The 21456-nt window shown below is 66.0% G+C and carries 13 protein-coding genes; 5 read left to right on the top strand and 8 right to left on the bottom strand.

The genetic code is table 11. From position 1 onward, the window contains the following. Positions 1-11: 11 nt before the first annotated feature. Together QN347_RS12910 and QN347_RS12905 are read right to left on the bottom strand one after the other, a co-directional pair. Positions 12-1082 (bottom strand): hypothetical protein, encoded by a 1071-nt coding sequence (locus tag QN347_RS12910; RefSeq protein ID WP_322161238.1) that lies wholly within the window; start codon positions 1080-1082, stop codon positions 12-14. A gap of 121 nt (positions 1083-1203) precedes the next feature. Next, a complete protein-coding gene (locus QN347_RS12905; protein ID WP_322161240.1) occupies positions 1204-3519 on the bottom strand; it encodes a TonB-dependent receptor in 2316 nt (771 codons plus the stop codon). A 214-nt stretch (positions 3520-3733) separates the two neighbouring features. On the opposite strand from QN347_RS12905, the gene clpB reads away from it, so the two are divergent. Then, complete coding sequence (gene clpB, locus QN347_RS12900; RefSeq protein WP_322161242.1) at positions 3734-6313, top strand: ATP-dependent chaperone ClpB; 2580 nt, start codon at positions 3734-3736, stop codon at positions 6311-6313. Between the two features lie 63 nt (positions 6314-6376). On the opposite strand, the gene QN347_RS12895 is transcribed toward clpB, so the two are convergent. Together QN347_RS12895 and QN347_RS12890 are read right to left on the bottom strand one after the other, a co-directional pair. After that, a complete protein-coding gene (locus tag QN347_RS12895; protein ID WP_322161244.1) occupies positions 6377-9418 on the bottom strand; it encodes a TonB-dependent receptor plug domain-containing protein in 3042 nt (1013 codons plus the stop codon). A gap of 379 nt (positions 9419-9797) precedes the next feature. After that, complete coding sequence (locus QN347_RS12890; protein WP_322161246.1) at positions 9798-10781, bottom strand: TauD/TfdA family dioxygenase; 984 nt, start codon at positions 10779-10781, stop codon at positions 9798-9800. A gap of 47 nt (positions 10782-10828) precedes the next feature. On the opposite strand from QN347_RS12890, the gene QN347_RS12885 reads away from it, so the two are divergent. Then, on the top strand, positions 10829-11797 hold the full coding sequence (locus QN347_RS12885) for a hypothetical protein (RefSeq protein WP_322161247.1): 969 nt from the start codon (positions 10829-10831) through the stop codon (positions 11795-11797). Here QN347_RS12885 and QN347_RS12880 read toward each other — a convergent pair. Next, a complete protein-coding gene (locus QN347_RS12880; protein ID WP_322161249.1) occupies positions 11787-13079 on the bottom strand; it encodes an aspartyl/asparaginyl beta-hydroxylase domain-containing protein in 1293 nt (430 codons plus the stop codon). The genes QN347_RS12885 and QN347_RS12880 overlap by 11 nt on opposite strands. Before the next feature lie 63 nt (positions 13080-13142). Between QN347_RS12880 and QN347_RS12875 the strand changes: the two genes are divergently transcribed. Next, positions 13143-14204: a hypothetical protein gene (locus QN347_RS12875; protein WP_322161251.1), complete on the top strand. Its 1062-nt coding sequence runs from the start codon at positions 13143-13145 to the stop codon at positions 14202-14204. Between the two features lie 4 nt (positions 14205-14208). On the opposite strand, the gene QN347_RS12870 is transcribed toward QN347_RS12875, so the two are convergent. Further along, positions 14209-14457 carry a hypothetical protein gene (locus tag QN347_RS12870; protein ID WP_322161252.1) on the bottom strand — a complete coding sequence of 83 codons (249 nt, stop codon included), beginning with the start codon at positions 14455-14457 and terminating at the stop codon, positions 14209-14211. A gap of 66 nt (positions 14458-14523) precedes the next feature. On the opposite strand from QN347_RS12870, the gene QN347_RS12865 reads away from it, so the two are divergent. Next, positions 14524-16176 (top strand): tetratricopeptide repeat-containing sulfotransferase family protein, encoded by a 1653-nt coding sequence (locus QN347_RS12865; protein WP_323494049.1) that lies wholly within the window; start codon positions 14524-14526, stop codon positions 16174-16176. Between the two features lie 137 nt (positions 16177-16313). Here the strand turns inward: QN347_RS12865 and QN347_RS12860 are convergent, their stop codons facing one another. After that, positions 16314-19415 (bottom strand): TonB-dependent receptor domain-containing protein, encoded by a 3102-nt coding sequence (locus QN347_RS12860; RefSeq protein WP_322161255.1) that lies wholly within the window; start codon positions 19413-19415, stop codon positions 16314-16316. Between the two features lie 224 nt (positions 19416-19639). On the opposite strand from QN347_RS12860, the gene QN347_RS12855 reads away from it, so the two are divergent. After that, positions 19640-20176 (top strand): hypothetical protein, encoded by a 537-nt coding sequence (locus QN347_RS12855; RefSeq protein ID WP_322161257.1) that lies wholly within the window; start codon positions 19640-19642, stop codon positions 20174-20176. 222 nt (positions 20177-20398) lie between these two features. On the opposite strand, the gene QN347_RS12850 is transcribed toward QN347_RS12855, so the two are convergent. Beyond that, a complete protein-coding gene (locus QN347_RS12850; RefSeq protein WP_322161259.1) occupies positions 20399-21394 on the bottom strand; it encodes a TonB-dependent receptor domain-containing protein in 996 nt (331 codons plus the stop codon). Positions 21395-21456: the final 62 nt, after the last annotated feature.

The following is a 21456-nucleotide window of genomic DNA, read 5'->3' as shown; positions in this document are numbered from 1 at the left end:
GGGGGATTAGGCTAGACGAGCTTGCGCGCCACCGACCAAATGAAGCTGTCATACCAGAAATGCAGCAGCGAGCAGGCGATGAACGGCGCCAGGAACACGCGCACGCTCCCCGTCATCGCCGCCGCATAGGCCAGGCCGAACAGGATGCAACCGCCCCAGAAATACAGCATCGTGCGGCCCTGCCGCCCGCCCGACGCCTGCGTCATCCGCCCGCCCTCCTTCACCCAGACGAGCGCGAAATATTGCACCGCATGATAAAGATTGATCACCGCCAGCGCGACGATCGGCGGCGTGAAGCCCCAGGCGAGGATCGACACCGCGCCCGTCGAAACGAGCGTCGCGACCTTGTGGGCGGGGAGGCGATACCCGGCGCGCATCGCCTGCCGATAGTCGAGGATCGCCCACACCAGCACGATCGCATAAGCGAGCAGCGCGACGGCCCGGATGCCGGTATTGTAGCCGGCAAGCACACCCGGCACGCTGGCCAGCGTGGTCAGCGCGGTATGGTCGAACTTCGCAAAACTCTGGAGATGCGTCGCGAGCGCGGCTCCCGCCGCGAGCGGGCCGACATAGAGCAAGGTGTTGAGCCGCAAATCGGTCTTGCGCAGCAGCTCGGGCGGATTGCCCGCCTTCATGTCGTAGATCCGCGCGAAGCCGAAATTCTGCATCGCCGAGTGATAGACATCCCAGAACACCGCCAACACGCTCGCCGCGACCAAAGCGATCGGCGAGAGGAACAGCGTCGCGATCAACGCGATCGGCGCGACCGTCAGCTTGCCGCGATGCGCCGCGAACACCGTGCGATTGCCATAAGCGCGCGGGACCACGGCGATGAGATGCGCCCAGGTCGTGATCGCGATCACCGCAAACATGCCCTTGATCGCGACCGACGCGGCGTCGTGCGGTGCCGCCAGCGCCCAGCCGTCGAGCCACAGCTCGACCGCGAGGAATGCGACGAGCGGCGCGCCCCAGAACACCAGCGCATCACGGCGTGGCCCGAGGATCGCGCGCGACGGGTCGGACAGCGAGCCTGGTGCCGGTACTGCGGCGGTCCAGCGCAGAGTGTCATAGTGCGTTGCCACGGTATCCCCGGATTGCCTGCGGTTTCGGCGCGATCCTATGGCAGTCAGGGTTAATATCGTATTCGCGTCCCGGAGCGAATGGAGGGCAGCCCGATCTTGCGACCTGCCCTCCTCCGATGGCTTAGAAGCCTGCCTTGATCGTCACGAAATACTGCGCGGGCGCGCCCGCCAGCAGCGTCTGGTTGTCGCCCTTATAGCCAAAGCCGTTCGATCCGATCGTCGCGACATATTTTTTGTCGAACAGATTGGTCGCGTTCGCCTGGATCTCGAACTTGCGATCGGCGATCGTCACGCGCGCGCCGATCGTCGCGTCGACCAGCACACGGCCGGGCACCGACTGGTCGTTGGTGTAGGTGAAGTAGCGGCGGCTCATATAATCCGCGCCAACGCGGCCGAAGAAGATGCCCTTGTCGTAGGTCAGCTCGCCCTTGATCAGGTGTTTGGGCGTGTCGACCGTCTGCTTGCCGCGAATCGCCTGCACCACGCCGCCGACGGTCACATTGTCGCGATAGGTCGAGTCGTTGTAGCTGTACGAGCCGTAGACGCCGAAGCCGTAGCCGAGCTTGGCCTCGAGCGCGGTCTCGAGCCCGTAGGCGCGCACCGAACCGACGTTCGACAGGATCGGCGGGTTGCCGACGATCCCGGCGCCGACGCTCTGCGCGAGCGTGCGGTTCGAGAAATCGACGTAATAGCCCGCTAGCAACGCGGTCACGCCGCGATAGTGATATCGCCCGCCGAGCTCGAACGTGTCCGACGATTCGGGCTTGAGCTTGTTGGTGGTGAGCAGCGCATTGAACCCAGCCTGCGTCGTTGCGAACGGCCCGCTTGTCGCGGCGGAGACGAACGCACGCTTCACTTGCGTGAAATCGCCGAACAGTTCGAACGCATCGCCGATCCTGTAATTGAGCCCGGCGTGCGGCTGGAAGAAGTCCTTGACCTGGATCCGCCCCGAGGCGAGCCCGCCCGACACGATCGGCGTCGCTTTATTGGTGACGGCAAACCCCTTCCAGCCGAGATCGATCGTCAGATCGCCGAGCGCGATCTTGTCCTGCACGTAATATTGGACGGTGTCGGTCTGATAGGTGTTGTACCACTGCGTCGCGAACGGAAGGTATTGGAAGTCGCGCGCGCTGCGGCTCGGCGCGGTGCGGCTGTCGAGCGCGTAGAAGCGGCGCGCCTGGCGGAAGTCGTTGACTTCGTACCAGCCGCCGACGGTGATGTCGTTGAAGCCGAGCTTGGTGCCGAGCGAGCCGAACACGCCCTTGCGGTGGATGTCATATTCGGTCGTGCGCACCGAGATCGGCACGCCCGACGGCGACGGGACATACGGCGTGAACCACAGGCCCTGTCCGTGATTGGCGTGATAATAGGCCTTCAATTCACCGTGGACGGTCGCGTCCTTGGCGGTCTCGACGCCGAGCGAGGCGAGGTAATCCTGACGCAACCCAGCCGCGTCGAAATAGACGTCGTCGGCATTGGCATAGGGTGCGGGCGTGACCGACCCCGCCGCCGGATTGAGCTTCGGCGCACCGGTATAGCCGCTGTTCGCGCCGGTATCGGCGATCAGCACCGCGAGCGGGAAATTGTTGGCGATATTGTCGACGCGGTAGCCGAGCCGCTTGATCATATCGAGCGACAGATCCTGATAGTCCTGCTCGCGCCGATCCGAATAGTTGAAGGTGCCGACGAGCCGTACCGCGCCGACCGGCGCGACGAACTTGGCGTTTACCTGATTTTGCCGCTGGACGCCGAAGCCCTTCCATTTGTCGGTATCGAGGAAGCCGTACGAGACATAGGCGCTCGGCCCATTGTCGCCGAGCACGCCGGTGTCGAACCGCCCGAACGCGCGCACGGTGTTCGCGCTGCCATAGCTGCCGTTGAGCGTCAGCGCGGTGGTCGGCTTGGGATCGCTCGAGAAAAATTCGATCGTCCCGCCGAGATTGTTGGTCGCCTGCGCGCCGATCGAGCCCGATCCCTGCGAGACCAAGGTCCGCCCGATATTCTCCGACGAGATCGCGCGGCTGATGTGCAACCCGTTGGTGTTGCCATACGATCCGTCGCCAAGCGGGATGCCGTCGAGCGTGAAGCCGATCTGGTTCTGGTTGAAGCTGCGGATCGAGACGCGCTGCGACCATTCGTACGCGCCGAACGCATCGGCCGACTGGAAGTTGACATTGGGCAGCTTGGCGATGGCTTTCAGCGGGCTGGTGCCCGGCGCGAGAATCGCGATGTCGGCTTGCCCCAGTTGCTGGACCTGCCGCGTCTGGCCCTTGCCGACGATGATGATGTCGTTGCCGGCATCATCCGCAACCGGCTCTGCCTCGGGTGCCGGTGCTGCGGGTGCCGGCGTCGGTGCGAGCGCGCCATCGCGCGCGGACGCGGCCAGTGGCCAGGAAAGGGCGGCGCCCGCAAGCAGGCAAAGCGTGAAACGACGCATGATAGGATCCCCGATTTGATCGTTTGTGGGGCACTACTCCCCGCGCCCTGCCGCGGTGCCTAGCCATGCTGCGTTGCCGAAATGCGTAGATTCCGTGGCACGCCGATGACGGTCTTTACAGCTAGACGTGTTTTGAGAGATCGCGCCGGCACGGCCCCTTGTGTTGCATAAGTGCAACACTACATCGATTGGCAAGAAGGAGGGACACTTCCCAATGAACATCGAGAAATTCACCGACCGCGCCAAGGGCTTCCTGCAATCGGCGCAGACCGTCGCGATCCGCATGAGCCACCAGCGGATCGCGCCCGAACATGTGTTGAAGGCGTTGCTCGAGGATGAGCAGGGCATGGCGTCCGGGCTGATTACCGCCGCCGGCGGCGACCCCAAGCGCGCGCTGAGCGAGACCGATCTCGCGCTCGCGAAGATCCCCGCAGTATCGGGCAGCGGCGCGCAAACGACGCCGGGGCTCGATAACGACGCGGTGCGCGTGCTCGACCAGGCCGAGCAGATCGCGACCAAATCGGGCGACAGTTTCGTCACGGTCGAACGACTGCTCGTCGCGCTCGCGCTGTCGCTCAACACCGCCGCCGGCAAGGCGCTCAAGACCGCGGGCGTTACCCCCGAGGCGCTCAACACCGCGATCGAGCAGGTGCGCAACGGCCGCGTCGCCGACAGCGCGGGGGCCGAGGACAAGTTCGACGCGCTCAAGAAATTCGCGCGCGACCTGACGCAGGCGGCGCGCGACGGCAAGCTCGACCCCGTGATCGGCCGCGACGAGGAAATCCGCCGCACGATCCAGATCCTCGCGCGCCGGACCAAGAACAACCCGGTGCTGATCGGCGAACCCGGCGTCGGCAAGACCGCGATCGCCGAGGGGCTCGCGTTGCGCATCGCGAATGGCGACGTTCCGGACACGCTGAAAGACCGCAAGCTGATGTCGCTCGACATGGGCTCGCTGATCGCGGGCGCGAAATATCGCGGCGAGTTCGAGGAGCGCCTCAAGGGCGTGCTCGACGAGGTGAAGGCTGCCGAGGGCGACATCGTCCTGTTCATCGACGAGATGCACCAGCTGATCGGCGCGGGCAAATCCGAGGGCGCGATGGACGCGGGCAATCTGCTGAAACCCGCGCTCGCACGCGGCGAACTGCACTGCGTCGGTGCGACCACGCTCGATGAATATCGGAAGTACGTCGAGAAGGACGCGGCGCTCCAGCGTCGCTTCCAGCCGGTTTTCGTCGGCGAGCCGACCGTGCCCGACACGATCTCGATCCTGCGGGGCCTCAAGGAAAAGTACGAGCTGCACCACGGCGTGCGGATCACCGATGCGGCGATCGTCGCGGCGGCGACGCTGTCGAACCGCTACATCACCGACCGCTTCCTTCCCGACAAGGCGATCGACCTGATGGACGAGGCCGCGAGCCGGATCCGCATGGAAGTCGAGAGCAAGCCCGAGGAGATCGAGATCCTCGACCGGCGGATCATCCAGCTCAAGATCGAACGCGAGGCGCTGAAACGCGAGAGCGACGAAGCGTCGCGCGACCGGCTGGGCAAGCTCGACGGCGAGCTCGCCAATCTCGAGCAGCAATCGAGCGAGCTGACGACGCGCTGGCAGGGCGAGAAGGACAAGATCTCGGCCGAGGCCAAGCTCAAGGAGCAGATCGATGCCGCGCGGCTCGAACTCGAGCAGGCGCAACGGGCCGGCGACCTCGCCAAGGCGGGCGAGCTGTCCTACGGGCGCATCCCCGATCTGCAGCGCCAGCTCGATGCCGCAGCGGGCGCGACCAAGGGCGCGATGCTGCGCGAGGAAGTGACCGCCGAGGACATCGCGGGCGTCGTCGCGCGCTGGACCGGGATTCCGGTCGAGCGGATGCTCGAGGGCGAGCGCGGCAAGCTGCTCGCGATGGAAGCGACGATCGGCAAGCGCGTGATCGGCCAGCAGAACGCCATTCGCGCGGTGTCGACCGCAGTGCGGCGGGCGCGCGCGGGGCTGCAGGATCCGAACCGGCCGCTCGGCTCGTTCCTGTTCCTCGGGCCGACGGGCGTCGGCAAGACCGAGCTGACCAAGGCGCTCGCCGAATTCCTGTTCGACGATCCAACCGCGATGGTTCGCATCGACATGAGCGAGTTCATGGAGAAGCATGCGGTCGCGCGGCTGATCGGCGCGCCTCCCGGCTATGTCGGCTATGAGGAAGGTGGCGTGCTGACCGAGGCGGTACGGCGCCGGCCGTACCAGGTCGTGCTGTTCGACGAGGTCGAGAAGGCCCACGGCGACGTCTTCAACATCCTGTTGCAGGTGCTCGATGACGGGCGGCTGACCGACGGCCAGGGCCGCACGGTCGACTTCACCAACACGATCATCGTGCTGACTTCGAACCTCGGCAGCCAAGTGCTGACGACGCTCGGCGAAGGCGAGGATGTCGCGAGCGTCGAACCGCAAGTGATGGAGATCGTCCGCGCACACTTCCGACCCGAGTTCCTCAACCGGCTCGACGAGATCGTGCTGTTCCACCGGCTCGGCCAGGCGGAGATGGCACCGATCGTCGACATCCAGGTCAAGCGGATCGCGACGTTGCTGGCCGAACGCAAGGTCGAGCTCGATCTCACCGATGCCGCCCGCCTGTGGCTCGGCCGCGTCGGCTATGACCCGGTGTACGGCGCACGGCCGCTGAAGCGCGCGGTGCAGCGCTATCTGCAGGACCCGCTCGCCGACCTGATCCTGCGCGGGAGCGTGCACGACGGCGCGACGGTGCGGGTCGATGAAGGCGACGGCAAGCTCGAGCTGGCGGTCGAGTGACACGAAAAGGGGCGGCTCCTTCGCAGGAGCCGCCCCGATCTCGTACCCTTGCAGGGGTGTCGTTTACCAGTCGACCTTCGCGCCGAAGCGGATGAAGCGGCCGATAAAGCCCTGGCTTTCCCAGGCGACGTTGTAGCCGAAGCCCGCGTCGTAGGTCTGGCCCGGATTGAAGTCGGGCTTCACGTCGAAGATGTTGAGCACGTTCGCGTACAGCGTGAAACGGTCGTTGACCTTGATCGTCCCGGTCATGTCGACATCGATGAAGCGACGCGCACGGCACTTGTACGGCGAGCCGTCCGAATAGGCATAGACCGACGCGCCGATGCTGTCGGTGCAGCTGTTCGGGTTGCCGCCGTAATCGACCGATGCCATGCTATAGCCGCCGGTGTAATAAGCGGTGCCGCTGATCGAGCCCTTACCGTTGAAGTCGATCGTGTTCGACCAGCTGCCACGCCACTTCGGCGCACCCGAGCACGACGTGATGTTGCACGGGCTGAGCGACCCGTCGAAGCGCTGGAGATCGCCTCCTGGCGTGACCTGCTCGAGGTTGATCAAGTAGGTCGCGTCGATCCGGCTGGTCAGGTTGATGCCATGACCCAGCGGAAGCCGTGCCGTGCCCGAGAAATCGAGGCCCGACGTCGTCTGCGACGTGGTGTTGACGAACTGGTACTGGATGAAGCCCAGCTGCGGCAGCGCGGTCGGGAAGCTCGGGTCGGCGACGCCCGGCTTCACGGTGATGCCCGGCAAGTTCACGACACCGTTATTGGCATAATAGGCCGCTGCCACACCCGAGTAATCCGGAGCCCCGATCAGACCCTTGATCTTGATGTGGTAGTAATCGACCGTGAACGACAGGCGACGGGTCGGCTCGAACACGATGCCGCCGGTGATGCTGGTCGAACGCTCGGGCTTGAGGTTGGGGTTGCCTGCCGAGGTCAGACCATAGCTGTAGGGCAGCGTCGCGTAAGAGTTGCCGCCATGCGCTGCGATATAGGCCGCGCCGCCCGGCTGCGAGGGCAGCACGGTCGCGGTGATGTAGCCCGTCGTCGGCTGGCCGTAAGCTTCCTGGAAGCTCGGGATGCGGAAGCCGCGCGACAGCGTGCCGCGGAAGCGCAGCTGCTCGATCGGCTTGAAGATCGCGGTGAGCTTCGGCGAGAAGTTGCTCTGGCCCGACGAATAATCGTCATAGCGACCCGACGCGTTGAGGTTCAGCATCTTGAACACCGGCGCGTCGATTTCGAAGAAGGCCGACTTGACGTTGCGGCTGCCGACCGTGCTGACCGAGTTGATGCTGTAATAGCGATCCGCCGGGTTGAGCTCGTTCGGCGCGTTGGCGCTCGGGTTGTTGACCGATTCGTGACGGTAGGCGACGCCGACCGCGGTCGTCAGATCACCACCCGGAAGCGTGAAGAACGCCTTCGAGAGCGTACCCTGGACCTGCCACAGCTTCGAGGTCGACAGGTTGTTGTTGACCGGCGCGATATAGTCGCGCGTCGCCTGGCTGTTGAGCGAGGGATCGATGAAGTTGAACGACCCGTCGTTGATAACGTTCACCAGACGCTGGGCGTTGAGATAGCCCTTGTTGGTGACCTTGAGATCGACCTCGGAATAGGTCGCGTCCGCATTGTAGTGCCAACCCTGCCCGAAGGTGCCCGCGATGCCGGCGGCGAAGCGATAGGTCTTCGCATCGGTCAGCGTCTCACGCGGCTGGTCGTAGCGATAGTTGACGCGCGCCTGATAGCCCTGCGCCGCGAACGGGTTGTTCGGGTTCAGCGTGCCGTTGGCCGCGGTGCAGGCGACGGTCGTGCCGCGCGGGCAGACGAACGCCGGCAACAGGACCGGGCTCAGCGTGAACTGCGTACCGCCCGCTGCGGTCTGCCCGGCAAAGGCCAGCGGCGCGATGGTGCTGCTCGACTGCGTTTCGTAGAAATTGCCCATGACATAGGCCTGCGCCTGGCTGCCGATGTTCGCGGTCGCGTGCAGCGTGGCACCGAAGCGCTGCTGCTTCGGGATTTCCATGAGATACTGGTTGATCAGGTCCTGCCCGCAGATCTGCGAGCCGGTCGGCGTGCCCGCGGCTGCCGACTGCGCTTGCTGCGCCGGAGTCAGCGTGATCGCGGTCAGGTTGCGGCAGCCGGCTCCCGGATTGAGCAACTGGAACTGCGAGCCGGCGACTGGGCTGCCGTTCTGGTAGGCGCGGACGATCGGGACGCTGGTCGTGCCGAGGCCGTTGAAGCTGCCGTCGGCCTGGATGCCGTTGACGGTCTCATTCGGGAGGCAGGTGCCGCCGCCAGCCTTACAGATGCCACTGTAGTTGTTGCTGTTCCACGGGTAGCCGCGGTCGCGCGCGTAGATCGGATTGCTCTGCTGGTACTCGACATTGGCATAGACGTTGAAGCCCTGCTCACTGAGCTTGCCATAGCCATAGGTCAGGTCGACGCGGTTCTCGCTGCCGTCGCCGCGCTCGGAGATGCCGGCCGACGCATTCGCATGCAGCCCGACGATCTGCTTCTTGACGACGACGTTGACGACGCCGGCGACTGCGTCGGCGCCGTAGGTTGCCGATGCGCCGTCCTGCAGCACGTCGACCTTCTCGACGATCGACTGCGGGATGGTGTTCAGATCGACGAAGCTGCGCTGGCCGTCATCGCCGAGCGGGTAGATCGCCGAGCGCAGACCGTCGAACAGCGTCAGCGTGTTGCCGGTGGTCAGACCGCGCAGCGACACCGCGGTCGCGCCGGTGGCGAAGCCGAAGCTGTTCCACGCACGCGTCATCGTGCCGGCGCCGTTGGCAGGGATCGTCTGCAGTGCCTCGGCGATCGTGTTCTGGCCACGCTGCGCAAAGTCCTGCGCGGTGAGCGTGTTGATCGGCGCGGCGCCGGCGGCGGCGCTGTTGCGGATCAGCGTGCCGGTGACGACGATGTCCTGGCCATTGGTGGTGTCGTCGACAGGGGGCTGCGCTGCTGGCAGCGGCGCAGGCGTTGCAGCCGGTGCGGGCGCCTGGTCTTGCGCGAAGGCCGGGACGGCGAAGGCGAGCAGTGCAACGCTCGATGCAGCACCGGCGAGCAGCCGGGCCTTACGCGCAAAAAAGATCGTGTCAGTCACATGCGATTCCTTGCTGAACGCACGCGTCGCGAAGGCTCGCGATGCTGCGTAGTTGGCAAGTCTCGTAACCGAACATGTGCTCGGCCCCCCGAGACATGACGATTGATTGGCGGTGCACCGGGTTGGTGTAAACCCGCGAATCGTTGCGATGATAACTTCTGCAACGACCTGTAACCGTGCTGCAACATTGCATCCGCAACGGCCATATCTGGGCGTTACTGCAAAGGTTTGCGAAATATTCGGCGCATTTTCGCTGCCATGCCGCAATTCTAGGCGTGCGTGCACGACGCGGCATCGGAGGGTTGCGAGCGGTCGCAGCGCCCTCGCCCGAGACCCCGATGGCCGCGCCCCGGCCGCCCTCGAACGCTACCTCAGCGGTTCAACCCATCCCTCCGAGGCGCGGATGATCGGGCCGCAACGGCGGTTCGAAATCCTCGCGCCGCCAGATCGCGTTCGCGGGCTCCTCGGGGTCGGGCCGCGCGAAATCGAGATAGCCGAAATAGGTCAGGATCACGCGCTCGGCGGTATCGACGATCGCGGTCCGTCCGTGCAGGAAACGGGTATTGTCGAGCATCAGCAGATCGCCCGGATCCCATTCGATCTCGGCGCTGAGTCGATCGCCCGTCGCCTTGATTGCCTGCAACCACTCCTCGGGCACCGGGTGACCGTCGTCGAGCACCGGATGGTCGGCGCGCCCGTGGTTGAAGCGCGAGAACAGCAGGAAATTGCCGAAGGCGGGTGCGTCGTTGAACATCGGAATGTGCAGCGCCGGCCGACTGAACACGCGCAAGATCCCAGCATCGGGATAACGCCGGAAATAATAGGGACAGCCAGGCGGCGGGGACGCGAGTTGCGCGTCGCTCGGCTCGGGCGTGCCGAGCCAATATTCGAGCAGCGCCGGCCATGTCGGCTTGATGTAGAGCAGGCGCCGCGTGGCGAGCGCACGGCGCACCGGCTCGGGCATTTCGCGGGCGAGCGCGACGCCGTCGCAGATCGTCGTGCGCCCGCCCGATCGCGGCGCGACGATGCAGCCGAAAAAGGCGACATCGGGCTTCCACGGCTCGCGCGACAGTTCGGGATGGAGCGCGAACGCACCGTTTCCGGCATCGACCGTGAAGACGTTCGCCGCAGGATCGACCGACTGACGCCCGGGGCTTTCATTGACCACCGAGGTTGCGCAGAACTGTTTGGCGAAGGTCCCGAAGCCGGCGACATCGACGCCGAAGCCGCGAAACAGCAGCGCGCCATGCGCCTTGTAAAGATCGATCAGGCGCGCCCGGTCGAGCTCGAAAATCGAGGTTTCGCCGGTCGCTTCGATCACGACGTGCGGCTGGTGAAGCGCGGGCAAATGAATGGCGGCCATGGCCTACCGGGGATAGCCGCCATCACGCCTGCGCGCTACAGCGAAGCGTGGCCTTGACCTTCGACGATCTCTTCGGCTCGGCCGATCATTTCCTGCAGGCGTTCGAGCAGGACCATGCGGTGTTCGTGCCGATGGACCGCGCCGCCTATCATCGTTCGATCTTTCTCGATCACCGGATTTCCCCGGCGGCGGCGCAGCGCATGGCATTGCCGCTCGCCGATCTGATGCCGCGTGTGCGCGCCGCCGCGCCGACCGCGTGGATCTTCCACATGGCGCATTGCGGATCGACCTTGCTCGCGCGTGCGCTCGACGATCCGGCGGCCAGCCTGGTGCTGCGCGAGCCGCTCGCGCTGCGGCAGAGCGCGATCGAGCGCGACCCTGCCCGGCTCGCGCTGGTGCTGGCGATGCTCGGCAAGCGCTATCGCGGCGATGCGCCGACGCTGGTGAAGGCGAACGTGCCGGTCAATTTCCTGCTGCCACAGATCGCCGCGGCACAGCGCGCCGCGCCCGCGATCCTGCTCTATCTCCCTTTACGCGCGTACCTGCTCGCGATCCTGCGCGACGACAATCACCGCGGCTGGCTGCGCCACGTGACGACGCAATTGGCGCCCTATCTCGGCGACTGGTCGGCGCTGAGCGATGCCGAGCGCGGTGCCGCCTTATGGCTCGCGCAGGTCGAGGCGTTCACCACCGCGCTGGCGGCGATGCCCAATGCCCGCACGCTCGATGCCGAAACGCTGTTCGATGCGCCGCTCCCGACGCTGCACGCCGCCGCGGCGCAGTTCGGCGTGCCGATCGCGCCACAGACGCTCGAGACGGTCGTCGCGGGCCCGCTCTTTTCGACCTATTCGAAAAATCCGAGCGTCGCGTTCGACAATGCGGCGCGGCGCACCCGCGCGGCCGAGGTTGCCGCCGCGATCGCGCCCGAACTCGACGCGGCGGAAGCCTATGTCGCACGCCACGCGGCGACCGCGGCCCCCGACGCCGCGCTTCTCGCCGCAGCGCTCAGTCGCTGACGCCGAGCGCGGACTGACCCGCGACGTCGGTCTCGGCAGCGACCGCGTAGAAGCGGCGCAGCAGGTCGCGCTCGGTTTCGGTGATATACGGGTTCCACACGTCGAAGATCAGGATCGCGCGCATCCGGTCCGAGCGATTCCACGCCTCATGCTCGATCGTGTCGTCGAACACCCACGCCTCGCCCGCGCGCCAGTCGCGCTCCTCGCCGCCGACGCGGAAGCTGCAGCCGGGCGGCACGATCAACGGCAGATGGACGATCGAGCGGACGTTGCTGACCCCGGTATGCGCCGGCAAATGTGCGCCCGGCTGGAGCAACGAGAAGAACACCGTCGGCGTACGGCCCGGCAAATCGGACAGCGGCAAGGCCGCGATCGCTTCCGCCGTACGCGGCGCGCGTGCGCAGGCGGCGTCGTCGCGGGCGCCGTCCTTCCACAAATGCAGCGCACCCCATTGCAGCGAATGATCGAGCGCCGACCATTTGTTCTGCGGCGTCCCCGGCGGCATCGCGACATAGGGGCGGATCGCCGCGGCATCCTCGGCGAGGATCGTCTCGAGCTCGGCGCGGATCATGTCGGTCTTGGCTTCGATCTCGGCAAGCCACGGGAAATGCGCGCGCGCGAAATATTCCTCGGCCGGGAGGAAGGGAAAGTGCATCCCGGCACAGACGTTCGCATAGATCGCGCGCCGCCCGAGCGCATGATCGATACACGCATCGGCGCGCCGACGCTCCGCCACCGGGATCGCCTCGCGCACAGCGGCGAGCCCGCGGTCGATGGTATTGCCGAACGCCGCGCGCTGCCCGCGGACGAAGGCGCGCGCATGGTCGAACATTAGGTCGAGCGCCGGGCTGCGCTCCTCGATCGAGGCTTCCATCGCGAGCACGCTGCCCCAGCGGTCGGCGGCGCTGGCCTCGTCCCCCTGGCGCTCGCGCAGTTCCGCCATCCGCACCAGCGCCATGAAGTGCCGCTGGTCGATCGCCAGCGCGCCTTCGAGCGCGGCGGCCTCGGCCGCGTCGTCGCGCTGCTCGCGGCGCGCGCGCGCGAGGTTCATCCACAATTCGGGGGCAAGCGCGTCGGCGGCGATCGCGCGCTCGAAATAGGCCGCGGCGTCTCCCGGACGCGATAGCGCCAAGGCATGCATGCCCAGCGCGTTGAGCGCCAGCGGATGCTCGCCAGCCTGTGCCAGCACGTCGCGAAACAGGCCTGCAGCGATTTCAGGCCGTCCGGCGCGCCGCTCCTGGACCGCCGCCTGAAGCATCCGCTGAATATCCGCATCGTCCATGCCACCTGCATATCGGCGTCGAACCGACTAGACAACGCGCGCGCGGCTGCACAAACAAGCATGATGACACCGGCCACCTTGTCGGGCAGCCCGCAAGGCCAGCCGGGATCGATCGCCGAAGCGGTGCGCGATGCGAGCTGGCTCGCGCATCGCTACGATCCCGGCCACGACGCGGTGCATTTCGCGCCGGTGCCGCGCGCCGAGCATCGCCGCGCGACCTTCCTGACCGACGAGTATCTGCCCGCTGGCCTCGCCCCGCTCGTCGTACGCCGCGCCGACGCGATCGCCGCCGCACCGACGGCCGCGCCGATCCACTTTTTGTTTCACTCGGCCTTCTGCTGTTCGACGCTGCTCGCGCGCGCGCTCGATCACCCCGGCTGGGCGATGGGGCTGAAAGAGCCGGTGATCCTCAACGACATCATCGGCTGGCGTCGCCGCGGCGGCAAAGGGCCCGACATGGCGGAAGTGCTCGACGATGTGCTGACCTTGCTGGCGCGGCCGTTCGAGCCGGGCGAAGCGGTGTTCGTCAAGCCGTCGACCGCGGTCAACGCGCTCGCCCCTGCCCTGCTGACGCTGCGCGGCGACGCCTGTGCGGTGCTGCTCTATGCGCCGCTGCGCACCTATCTCGGCTCGATCGCGCGCAAGGGGTTGGACGGGCGGCTCTGGGTGCGGACGCTGCTGACCGGGATGCTCGACGACGGGCTCGTCAATCTCGGCTTTGGTCCGCGCGACTATCTCGGGCTGACCGATCTGCAGGTCGCAGCTGTCGGATGGCTCGCGCACCAGCAGCTCTTCGCGCGGCTGGTCACGCAATTCGGGCCGGCGCGGGTGCGCACGCTCGACAGCGCCACGCTGATGGCGGATCCGTCGGCGACGCTCGCGAGTCTGGCTGCGCTGACGCAGCGCGCGATCGATCCGGTGACGCTCGCGGCGATGGCGCACGGACCGGCCTTCACCACCCATTCCAAGTCCGGCGCGGCGTTCGACTCGCACGATCGTGCCGCCGAGCTGGCCCGCGGTGATACGCTCCATGCCGATGAAATCGAGAAAGTCGCGATCTGGGCGGAAGCGGTCGCGGCGGCTAACGCGATCGCGCTGATCGCCCCGGCGGGCTTGCTTGACTAGGCGCTCAGCAATTCCCGCTGATGCCCTGATTGCCGCAGACACCGGATGTGAGACCGCTCGCGCGGATTCTTTCGCGGTCGATGTCCCATTCACCTCGCGTCTTGCACACCTTCTGGCTTCCGACCAGCGAGCCGGTCACCGGAAATTCCCGGCAAACGCGCTTCTCGGGCGTGGTGGCGGCCGTCTTCGTCGCTTGCGCGGGCGTTGGCTGCGGATCGGGAGCCGTCAGCGATAGCAATAGCAGGATCAGCATGACGTCCTCACAGCATAACAGCATATGGCGATATGCCTGTGTAACGATACGGATTATGGCGGACTAATGTCAAAGCGAAACACGCAGAACCGCCGTCCGCCGGTCGCACCTCGATCGCAAAGATCGCAGATCGATCAAGCGCTTGCAGCGGGCGATGTCGTGAACGCCGCAAGGCTCGCCGAACGCGAGCTCGCGGCGGGGCGCGCCGATCCGCTCGTGCTCAACCTCGCCGCATGGCGCAAGGAGGAAGCCGGCGATTTCGCAGCGGCACACGCGTTGCTCCGCCAAGCGCTGACGCTCAGCCCGGGCGACGTTGCGATCCTCGGCTCGATCGGCGCGGTGCTGCGCAAACAGGGGTTCCTCGAAGACGCACTCGCGGTGCTCGATGGCGTCGTTGCGGCCGAACCGCGCCATTCGGCGGCGTGGCTCGAACGTGGCTATGTGCTCGATGCACTGCGGAACGATGCCGCGGCGACCGACAGCTATCACCACGCGCTCGCGCTCGATCCGACGCTGTCGCCAGCGCTCGGCAAGCTGAGCGACGCCGCCGCGCGGCGCGGCGATGCTGGGAGCGCGCAAAGCTATGCGCAGCGCGCGCTGGCACTCAACCCGCACGAGCCGTCGGCGATCTTCGCGCTCGCGCTGCTGGCGGTCGAAGCGCGCGACGGCGCACGTGCCGAGGCCTTGCTGCGCCCCTTGCTCGAGACGCCACTCGCGCTCGACGATCGCACGCGGACGCTGACCTTGCTCGGCGACGCGCTCGACCGGCTCGACCGCCCCGCCGAAGCGTTCGACGCGTATCGTGCAGCGCAAGCCACCTTCCGCGAGGCGTATCGCGAACAGCTCGCGCCGGCGGTGGACCGTCCGTCGCACCGCGCCTTCATCGACTCGATCCGCGCGCAGGTCGCCGCGACCGGCTCAATCGCAGCGTTGCCCGCCGACGAACGCGTCGCGGGTGCCGCCGCGACGCATGTCTTCCTGCTGGGCTATCCGCGGTCGGGAACGACGTTGATCGAGAATGTGCTGGCGAGCGCGACCGATGTCGTCGCGCTCGAGGAACGCGACACGCTGGTCGATATCGACGCCGCGCTGCTTGCCAATGACGGCACGATGCCCGACCTCGATACGCTCGACCCCGCGCTGCTGCTCGATTTGCGGACGCGCTATTGGGCGCGCGTCGCGGCGCTCGCCGAAACGTCTGTCGCGGGCAAGGTGCTCGTCGACATGAACCCGTTCAACGGGATCAAGCTGCCGATCCTCGCGCGGCTGTTCCCGCAGGCGCGCTTTGTCGTGATGCGCCGCGACCCGCGCGACGTCGTCCTGAGCTGTTTCCGCGTCAATTTCACGCCCGGTGCGGGTGCCTGGGCGTTCAGTGATCTCGAAGAGACCGCGCGGCATTATGATTCGCTGATGCGGCTGATCGACCTTGTCCGCGAGACGCTGCCGATCGCGACGCATGACGTCCGTTACGATCGACTGGTCGGGGAGTTCGAACCCCCCGTCCGCGCGCTGGCCGAGTTCATCGGGATCGCCTGGACCGAGGATTTCGCAGCGTTCGCCAGCACGGCGAGGAACCGCGGCGTCCGTACCGCGAGCGAGACGCAAGTGCGCAAGGGGCTCTACAATGGCGGTGGCCAATGGCGGCGCTATGCCGACCAGCTCGGCCCGGTCCTGCCAATCCTCGCGCCGTGGATCGAGCGCTTCGGCAGCAGCGACTAGGCCCGGCGGCGGCGCGCGCGTGCCGCCGCCTTGCCTACGAAGTCCACGGACCCAAAGCATCCCGCGCGAGCGCGGCACGCATACAAAAAGGGGCGAGCCTTGCGGCCCGCCCCCTGTGTGCCCGTGTCGGAGATCCGTCAGAACTTGACGGTGGCGCCGACTGCGAAGCGACGGCCCAGCGCGTCGTAGGTCGACGGATAGGTGTTGCCGCTGTTGAACGTGGTCGAACCGACGGTACCACCGACGACGGGCGGATCGCGATCGAACAGGTTCATGACCGTGAAGGTCAGGTCGAAATGGTCGCCAATGGCAAAGCGCGTCGTCAGATCGAAGTAATCGTACGACGGGATCTTGCCGAAGTTGACGGCCTTGCCCGCCAGTGCGCCCGTGGCGATCGTGCCGCTGAACGTCGTGACGCCCGGCTCGACGCGCATCGAGCTGATGTGGCGCCAGTTCACCGAGAAATCGACGCGGTTGAAGGTCAGCGTGGTGCGCTGGTTCCACGTGATCTGCGGCTGGAGCGAGCCGGCCGACGACGACGGACCAGCGGAAGCGGGCGAACCGCAGTTCTGGCCGTAATAGCCTACGCAGCTGCGGACCAGCGACAAGGGTGTCGCCTGGAACTTCGACCGCGACGTCCAGTTGCCGAGGAAGCCGAGGTTCAGCTTCGCGAAACCGAGGTTGCGGCGATAGTTGACGTTGAGATCGATACCATCGGTGAGGACCGTACCGAGGTTGCTCGGAGCGATGAACAGACCGGCCGTGGTTGCGGGATCGCCGTCGAGCGCACCCGTCGCCGGATTGCGGCGGATCGACGTACACGCCACGTTCGACGCGCTGGCGGCGGTGATCCCGGCGCCCGTGCGGTTGCCGAAGCACAGATTGTAGGCGTCGCCTGCGGTCGGCTGCGAAATCGCGTTCTTGATCGAGATATTGTAGTAATCGACCGAGACCGACAGGCCGGGAACGTAGTTCGGCTGATATACGAGGCCGAGCGTGTAGGAGTCCGACTTTTCGGGCTGGAGCGCGAGATTGCCGCCGCCGGTGAAGTTGGCCTGCGCTGCGGTCGGGGTTTGGATGCTGCCGATCGAGGCCGCCGGGGCGCCCTGTGCAAGGCAGACCGCGCGGAGGTTGGCATTCGTGGTCGGCCCGGTGCCGGCGCACGCATCGTACGACAGGTTCGTCAGGCCGGTCGAAACCGGTGCGAACAGTTCGTTGATGTTCGGCGCGCGAACAGCGCGCTGATAGGTGCCACGGATGCGGATCCCGCTCGTCGGCTCCCACGTTGCGCCGCCCTTGTAGGTCAGCGTGTCATAGCCACGCGAACCCGCGGTATCGACCTTGTAGCTCGAATAGCGCAGGCCGCCTTCGAGCGTCAGGCTCTTGAAGAACGGCTTGTCGGTGACCACCGGAACGATCAACTCGCCATAGCCTTCGGTCACATGATAGCCGCCCTGGAAGGTCGGCGCAGCACCGCCTGCGCCACCGAGCTCGCCCGGCGTCTGCGACAGCGTGTCGGACGCCTGCGACGCGGTGTATTTGCGATACTCGGTACCCAGCGCGAAACCGATCGGCGTATCGGCGAAGGGCGACGTCACGCCGATGTCACCGTTGAGCAGCGCGCGCGCTTGCGCCAGCGATGCGCGGTTTGACGTCGTGCTGTTCGCGGTCAGATACGACACCTGATTCGGCGTGATCGATCCTTCAGGTCCGAACAGGTTGATCGGAACGCAGCCGGTCCCCGCCGTGATGCTGGCGGCACCGTTGGGCCCGTTGGGAAGGCAGCTCGTGGTATTGGTGGCAAACGCTGCAGCGCGAAGCCGCGAGGTCAGCACATAGTTCTGGATCGACTGGATGTTCTCGGATTCGCCGTACGAACCGTTGATGTCGAGCTTGATCGAATCGGTGATCCCGATCTTCACGCCGGCGCGGTAATCGAACAGCGTCGTGGTGTAATCCGACAGACGCGAGCCGACTTCGGTCGTGCGGCGGTTGGTCGCCACCGTGAAGTAGCGGAAGTTCGGATCGGTCGTCGCGGTTGCCGTCGCTGCGGCGGCGCACTGCGCTGCCGTCAGCTGAGCGACCTGAACGCCCGTCGCGCTGAAGGTCGGGTTGTTATCGCAGAAGGTCTGCCGTGCTGCCGCTGGCAGATACGGGTTCGAGAACGGAATCGCGAGCGACGAACCAAAGCTGCCCGACGGCGCGATGATCGTGCTCACCTGGTTCTTCGAGAACATTCCGCGCGAATAGACTTCGACATGGTCGGAGATGTCATACCGCGCCGCGCCGTAGATATTGTAGCGCTGGAACGGCGTCTGGAAGATATTGTACGGGTTGAAGTTGAACGGCACGACCGGCGACTGCAGCGCGCCCGTAGTCGGGTTGATCTGGCGATTGCCCGAAACGCGTGCAGCCCCCGTGCCAAGACCGGCGACCGAGAAGCGCGTCGGCACCGTCGTGCCCGAACCACCGGCCGCGCCGCTGGACGAGGTGTAGTTGTTGACCGCGATGTTGCGCGCGCCCTGATAGACCGGGTCGGAATGCTGATAGCCGACCGACAGCACCGCGTTGCCACGGCCGTCGTCGAAATTGGCGCCAATCGTCAGATCGGCGCGATAGGTGTGGCCATCGCCGCGCTCGGTGATCTGGTTCGACACCGTCGCCTCGACGCCCGAGAAATCCTGGCGCGTGATGAAGTTGATGACGCCCGACACGGCGTCGGCGCCATACGTCGTGGCAGCGCCGCCGGTCACCGTCTCGACGCGCTGGACGAGCGCGAGCGGGATGTTGTTGAGATCGACGCGACCGACGGTGTTCGACGGCGTGATGCGGTTGCCGTCGAGCAGCACGACGTTGCGGAAGTTGCCGAGGCCGCGAAGATCCGCGTAGCTGGCGCCGCCATTGCCGTTATTGACCGCCGAGCCGATGCTCGCGACCGCGCCCGGCAGATCGCGCAGGACCTGTTCGGCGGTGTTGGTCTGGCGCAGCGCCAGTTCGTCCGAACCGATCACTGCAACCGGCGTCGAGCTGACGAGATTGGGATTGCGGATAAGGCTGCCGGTGACGACGATATCGGCACCGCTTTCCGTGGGAGTCGACTGCGCTGCGGGCGCAGGTTGCGCCGTGGTGTCGGCCGGCGGCGTGGCCGGAGCGGTCTGCGCGAAGGCAGGCGCCGACGCCAGTGCCGCGCTGGCGAAGAGAGTGGACCCAAGCAAAACGGACCGCGTCGTCGATTTCATAAAACCCCCATTCCGGCCTGTTCGGCTGGTGTAATCTGTGTCCGATCTTGGACGGACGTTGACACATGGGTATGATATCCCGAGGTAGGACCGCAACGGGCTAATACGTCACCGTGTGAATATTGTTCGGGCTGTGATGTTTTAGATACAGATCGCCACGTTCGGACAGATTTCCGCCCGGCGGGCGCCCGCTACGACGGCTACAACCATGGGAGCACGGTCTCTTGCCCACACGCGCCACTGCCCTGATCGCCTGCCTTGCGCTGGCGCCACTCCCTGCCGCAGCGCAGACCACCGAGAGCCGGGGTGAAGGCTTGGTCTCGGCGCTCGCTGCATGTCGTACGGCAGCCGCCGACCAACGCCTGGCGTGTTACGAACAGGCCAGCGTGGCCCTTATCTCCGCGCGCGATTGCCACGAGATCAGGATCGTCGACCGCGAAGCTGTCCAGCGCGCCAAGCGCTCGCTGTTCGGCTTCTCGCTACCGCACCTCAATCTGTTCGGCACCGGCAAGGAAGATCCCCGCGCCGATTCGGACACCGACGTTCGCGAGATCACCAGCACCGTGACATCCGCCCGCCAGGCGGCCTACGGCCTGTGGGCGTTCGGACTTGCCGAAGGCGGGGAATGGCAGTCGACGGCTGAATCGCCGACCTTCGATCCGCGCAAGGGCGACACGGTCACCATCAAGGCGGGCATGCTGGGCCGCTATACTGCGAAGATCGGCAAAGGCCGCGCGGTCGATGTGAAACGGCTCCGCTGATTCGGACGCGGTCGCATCGGCACCCCGGCGAAGGCCGGGATCGTGTGACGCGCATGCGCTGCGCCGGGTTGAAGCGATCCAGGCGTTAGCCTGGATGACGGCGGCAATCGCCGCGTCGGCACCGCACACAGCAAAACGGCGCAGCGTCGGTGCTCTCGCCACGACGCTGCGCCGCCCCGCCTGCACCCCCGAGCAGGCAAACCCGCCCGGGGTGCCGCCAGATCAGAACTTGAAGTTCGCCCCAGCGCGGAAGCTGCGGCCGACGATCCCGGCCATGTGCCAGGTCGGCAGGTAGTTGGCGCCCGAATACGATGCCGGTGCCAGCGGGGCCTTCTCGCCGGTGATGTTGCCGACATAGACGTTGAAGGTGAAGCTGTCGTTCACCTTGAAGGCAGCGTTGACGTCGGCATAGACGAACCGCTTGATATAGCAGAAATTGTTGCCAGTTCCGTACAGGTTGCCGGTGTTCTCGCCCTTCGCATTGGCACAGCTCAGATCGTCGCCTTCGTCAGCGGCGACTTCCTTGATCCGCGACACGTAATAGGTCGTCGCGGTCAGCGCGAAGCGACCGAGGTCGAGCGTGTTCTGCCAGTTGCCGCGGACGCGCGGCGTGCCAGCACCCGACGACAGTTCGTAAGGCCCAAGCGTACCGGCATATTTCTGGATCTTGCCACCGGTCGCCGGATCGAGGTCGTACTGGATCACATAGGTCATATCGAGGCGGCTGGTGAACTTCACGCCTTCGGCGATCGGAACGGTCACGTTGGCGCCGAAGTCGAGGCCCGAGCTCTTGATCGAGCCGGCGTTGACGAACGGCACGTTGATGATGAGCACGCGCGGCAGCGCGTTCGGGAACAGCGGATCGGGCGAGTCGACGGCCGAAACGGTGTAGCCTACCGGCAGCGCGGTCCCAGCGAAATAGTTCGCACGGGCAGTGAGCGCATCCGGACCGGTCACGATCACGTCGGTCTTCTTGATGTTGTAGTAATCGACCGTGAAGCTGACGTTGCGGACCGGCTCGGCCACGATCCCGGCGGTGAAGCTGCGCGACTTCTCGGGCTTCAGATTGGGGTTGCCGGTCGAGCCCGAACCAAGGCTGTAGGCCTGGGCGTAAGGGTTGGTGTTGCCACCAGTGACAGGCCACCATGTGCCAGCTGGAAGCTCGCCGGCGGCGTTACCGTCACGAAGCCGGCATAGCTCGACGCGGCTTTGTTGCAAAACTGACGTTGGGGATTCCCGTAGGGAATCGAGTGGGATAGATGGGCGTGATGCCCAAACCT

The sequence above is a fragment of the Sphingomonas sp. 10B4 genome (genome assembly GCF_035019905.1).
In the GTDB taxonomy this organism is placed as follows: Bacteria; Pseudomonadota; Alphaproteobacteria; order Sphingomonadales; family Sphingomonadaceae; genus Sphingomonas; species Sphingomonas glacialis.
The sequence above is the reverse complement of the archived record's forward strand: the minus strand, read 5'-3'. Positions and strand labels throughout refer to the sequence as shown.